Origin of the sequence: Bacillus sp. JJ1764, assembly GCF_036962145.1 — a bacterium.
Classification (GTDB): Bacteria; Bacillota; Bacilli; order Bacillales; family Cytobacillaceae; genus Neobacillus.
Map to the genome: position 1 here is coordinate 3,686 of NZ_JBALNY010000172.1, position 4,928 is coordinate 8,613.

Here is a 4,928-nt window from a genome sequence, read left to right on the forward strand (position 1 = left end):
AAATTATATTTTGATAGTATTGACAAATAGTATAACATAAATAATAATTTGGTTATACTATTCAAACAATTGTGCTATCAAAAAAATGAGGAGGTCAGAGGATGAGTAACGGAAACAACGGAAAAGAACTTCATCGCGGGCTGGAAGAAAGACATATTACCTTAATGTCTTTGGGAGCTGCAATTGGAGTTGGCTTATTTCTAGGATCGGCTACAGCTATTAAACTAGCAGGCCCAGGGATTTTACTTGCTTATGCGTTTAGCGGTATGATCATGTTTTTTATCATGAGGGCACTTGGTGAAATGGCCATTCAAAAACCGGTCGCTGGCTCTTTTAGCAGTTATGCACGTGATTATCTTGGTCCGCTTGCCGGATACATAACAGGTTGGAACTACTGGTTCTTATGGGTAGTTACTTGTATGGCTGAAATTACCGCTGTTGGGATTTATATGGAGTATTGGTTTCCTACAGTGCCTCGTTGGGTATGGGCTTTAGCAGCGCTAGTCATGATGGCAACCGTTAATATTATTGCTGTTAAGGCATACGGAGAATTGGAATTTTGGTTTGCACTTATTAAAATTGTCACTATTCTTGCGATGATTGCAGTTGGTGCAGCAATGATCTTCTTCGGGTTCGGAAACGGTGGACTTGCTACAGGAATTTCTAACCTATGGGAGCATGGAGGTTTATTTCCAAATGGCATAAAAGGAGTTCTTCTTTCCCTTCAAATGGTTATGTTTGCCTATTTAGGAATCGAAATGATCGGTGTAACAGCCGGCGAAGTTAAAAATCCGGAAAAATCCTTAGCCAGAGCGATTGATTCCGTTTTTTGGCGGATCCTAATTTTTTATGTCGGCGCGTTGTTTGTGATTATGTCCATATATCCATGGCAGGAAATTGGGACAAAAGGCAGCCCATTTGTTCTCACATTTGAACAAATCGGGATTAGAGGTGCCGCAGGAATCATAAACTTTGTTGTGCTAACTGCAGCACTTTCCTCCTGCAATAGCGGAATTTTTAGTACAGCACGCATGCTATTTAACTTGGCACAGCATGGCGAAGCTCCAAAACGTTTCGGAAAAGTAACTCGAAATGGTGTTCCAGGCATGGCCGTATTAGCGTCAGCCGCTGCATTATTGATCGGGGTTGTATTGAACTATGTCGTCCCTGCCAAGGTGTTCACTTGGGTAACCAGTATTGCCACATTTGGGGCAATTTGGACCTGGGGGGTCATCTTGCTGTCACAGATTCGTTACCGAAAGACTTTAAGGCCTGATGAAATAAAGCAACTAAAATATAAGGTACCATTATTCCCAATCAGCTCTTATGTTGCTCTCGCATTTTTGGCGCTGGTCATCGGTTTAATGGCTTATGATGCGGATACCCGAATTGCCCTATTTATCGGTCCACTTTGGCTCATTTTCTTAACTGTATTTTACTATGCCAAAGGGTTTCATAAACGAGTTCCGTCTGAAACTGAAGATAGCAGTCAAGCTGTTTAATTGGAAGCTCATTATTGAGCTTCTTTTTTTGCCCCAAAAAGAGGAAACCGGTTAAAACATCCATTTTTTCACATACTAACATTGTTACTTAAAGGAGGTAATATTGATGAAGAAATGGATAGCATTACTAGCCTTTGGTGTACTACTATTTTCTTATTCCCCCCTCCAAGGCCAAGCCCAAACAATATATGACCAAAATACAATGTCTGTTCTTTGGTTTCAACGATCTGGTGAAGCTAAAGCCTTATATTATCAAGGGTATAATCTTGGCAAAATGAGATTGGATGAAATCCTCGCCAAAAAGCAATGGGATCAAAGATTGAAACCAGCCATTGTTTTGGATATCGATGAAACAATTCTGGATAACAGTTCCTATCAAGCACAGTTTATTGTGTCAGGACAAGGAAATCCGCTTGATTGGACGGATTGGTTCAATCGTGCAAAGTCAAAACCGCTCCCTGGAGCACTCGACTTCTTACATTATGCAGATTCAAAAGGGATTGCTATTTACTATATTTCAAATCGCTTTGAATCTCAAAAAGATGCGACGATTAAAAATTTACAGGCAATCGGTGCGCCACAAGCTATAAGTGATCATATTTTACTGATGAGAAAAAATGAACCAAGCAAAGAAAATCGCCGAAGACAGGTGTCACAAAATCATGATATTGTCTTATTGTTTGGTGATAACCTCGGAGATTTCAGTGGTTTTGATCATCTGGATGCAAACGGAAGAGTTCGAGCCGTGGATCAGCATAGGGAAGAGTTCGGCAGAAAACTGATTGTCTTCCCTAACCCAATGTATGGAGATTGGGAAACTGCCATCTATCGAAACAAAATAAATTCATCCTTAGAGGAATTATCAAAGCTTAGGAAAAATAACCTGATTATTTATCAACCAGACTGATTACAGCCGCTCCTAGTGAGCGGTTATTTTTTTGTTCAATATACCATATTTTTCGTTGGACTTAATATTAATAGAAGAGTATAGTAGATTCCATGAGTTTTTGAGTTTAAACTACCAAAGTCATTTTTATGTACTTTGTAAAGGAGGAAAGCTCATGGATAGATTACTGCAACTAAATACCATATTTATCAGTATAGTGATAGAAGCTATCCCTTTTATTGTAATTGGAGCTTTTGTCTCTGCATTGATTGAAGTATTTGTCTCTGAAAACGTGATTCTTCGACTGATGCCTAAAAATAGATTCCTATCTGTTATTACGGCTAGTTTGATTGGGGTTTTATTCCCTGGTTGTGAATGCGGGATCGTTCCCATTGCGGCGAGGTTAATCAAAAAAGGTGTAGCTCCATATGCCGCGATTTCCTTTATGCTTGCAGCACCCATAATCAATCCAATCGTACTTTTTGCCACCTACATTGCTTTTGGTGAAAGTTGGAAAATGGTTTTTAGCCGGGCTGGATTAGCTTTAGGTGTTTCCATTTTAGTTGGGATTGTTTTATCTTTTGTCATTAAAGAGAACCCGCTTAAGGAAAATATTGAAGTTCATGTTCACGACCATTCCAACCAAAATAAAATACAAAAACTATTTAGTGTTATCAATCACACCATTGATGAATTCTTAAGTGTTGGAAAATTCTTGGTCATGGGTGCATTAATTGCTTCCGCTATGCAAGTGTATGTACCAACAAAAATTTTACTTACTTTGGGTAATACGAAGGTAACAGCTACTCTTGTTATGATGGCCTTGGCCTTTATTCTGTCTATTTGTTCGGAAGCAGATGCTTTTGTAGCCTCTTCATTTCGGAATAGTTTCGCTCAAGCACAAAGTTCTATTGTAGCCTTTCTTGTATTTGGTGCTATGTTAGATATAAAAAATGTTCTAATGATGACTGGCTATTTCCAAAAACGACTTATCATCATATTAGTTTCTTTAATTACCTTATTTGTATTCATTGGTTCACTTCTTTTGTAAAGGAGGAATGATTCGTGTTTCGTGTGATTATTTTATTATTGTTTACCAACTTATTTTTCTCGCTGCATCTGACAGGGAACATTTCTAAATATATTAATATGAAGTATGCCTTTCTTTCCAAAAGCATGGTTGTCGTGTTATTCTTGCTTACTTTGGCTGAGGCAGTAAGGTGGTACCGTTCGGACAAAAGTAAGCAAGCAGACCCTCGTCATTGTCAATGTGACTCCGAGCACCATCATGAGCATCCTAAAAAAAAGGAACCCAAAAGTAAAAAGGTTAAAAACTTTATCGCATACACGTTTGTGTTAATTCCTGCACTTACAGGTGTTCTATTGCCAGTTGCTACCCTTGATTCAAAATTAGTGGACGCAAAAGGATTTCAATTTCCTACTTTAGAAGACGGAAACGATCAATATGGGATGCACCAGGTATTGAATCCGGATATGAGTCCATTCCTTGGGAAGGATGCCTTTTTAGATTTAGTCAGCAAGGAATCGAAGTCCTATAAACCAAAAGATCATATTACTTTAACGGATCAAGATTATTTAGTTGGGTTGGAAGTTATTTATAATTATTCAGGGGAATTCGTCGGTAAAAAGATTACGATGAACGGTTTTTCTTATAACGGACCTAAATTAAACGGCAACCAGCTTTTCTTACTCCGTTTCGGGATTATTCATTGCGTGGCTGATTCTGGAGCATTTGGAATGATGATACAGTTTCCAAATGATATAAAGATCCCAAATGATCAGTGGTATCAGGTCACAGGTACTTTAGATACAGTCTATTACGCACCGATGAAGACACGAATTCCAGTTCTAAAAGTATCCAGTTATAAAACCATCAGTAAACCGAAGGATCCTTATGTTTATCGAAATAGCTTAAATTAATGGAAGACACCCGCCAAGGTGTCTTCTTTCATTTCAAAAAGGTTGAATAAGGACTAATTACTTTTGACATTCTTTAGAATATTAATCGCAAAGATGATAATCCCCAATACCATTAAAGTTCCTCCAGCCGCTACTGCAGGTCCTGCTGAGTCTACTCCTGACACTAAAAAAGCCAAGCCAATCATCATAATGGGCAATGCGATATTATGGAGCCAAAAGTGAACCTTTGCCAAGGTGGTTTTCCCCGCACTTGGGAAGACGACATAAATAAGTCCCGCAAGAGTCATAGCTGTCCAGCCAAGCAGATTAATATGCACATGAACAGGTGAAAACGAAAATTTTTCCGTCATCGACATGTACATACCTAAACAGACCCCAATTACGAAGTAACATACCGAGATCTTAATAAACTTGACTCCCATATTCGTCCCCCTTTTTAGATAAAAAAATAGTGACTGTAGTAGTAAATATGTAGGGCTTTTATAAAAAAGAACTAGGAAATAATACGGACAAAGCTATTTTTTGGGGTATGGTCAGATGGAAGATATTACTACCAACTCCGACTTCTAATCTATCCTACATATATCTCATGAAAGACT

General features: G+C 38.5%; 5 protein-coding genes. 4 read left to right on the plus strand and 1 reads right to left on the minus strand.

Translation table 11 applies throughout. From position 1 onward, the window contains the following. The first annotated feature begins 101 nt into the window (after positions 1 to 101). From alaP to V7083_RS20300, 4 genes are all read left to right on the plus strand, one after another. A complete protein-coding gene (gene alaP / locus V7083_RS20285; protein ID WP_335481328.1) occupies positions 102 to 1,502 on the plus strand; it encodes an alanine permease AlaP in 1,401 nt (466 codons plus the stop codon). 106 nt (positions 1,503 to 1,608) lie between these two features. After that, positions 1,609 to 2,409 (plus strand): 5'-nucleotidase, lipoprotein e(P4) family, encoded by an 801-nt coding sequence (locus V7083_RS20290; protein WP_335481330.1) that lies wholly within the window; start codon positions 1,609 to 1,611, stop codon positions 2,407 to 2,409. Between the two features lie 154 nt (positions 2,410 to 2,563). After that, positions 2,564 to 3,439 carry a permease gene (locus tag V7083_RS20295; RefSeq protein ID WP_335481331.1) on the plus strand — a complete coding sequence of 292 codons (876 nt, stop codon included), beginning with the start codon at positions 2,564 to 2,566 and terminating at the stop codon, positions 3,437 to 3,439. A 14-nt stretch (positions 3,440 to 3,453) separates the two neighbouring features. Continuing rightward, entirely contained in the window at positions 3,454 to 4,329 is an 876-nt protein-coding gene (locus tag V7083_RS20300; protein WP_335481332.1) for a TIGR03943 family putative permease subunit, read from the plus strand. A 53-nt stretch (positions 4,330 to 4,382) separates the two neighbouring features. On the opposite strand, the gene V7083_RS20305 is transcribed toward V7083_RS20300, so the two are convergent. After that, positions 4,383 to 4,751: a cytochrome-c oxidase gene (locus tag V7083_RS20305; RefSeq protein WP_335481334.1), complete on the minus strand. Its 369-nt coding sequence runs from the start codon at positions 4,749 to 4,751 to the stop codon at positions 4,383 to 4,385. Positions 4,752 to 4,928: the final 177 nt, after the last annotated feature.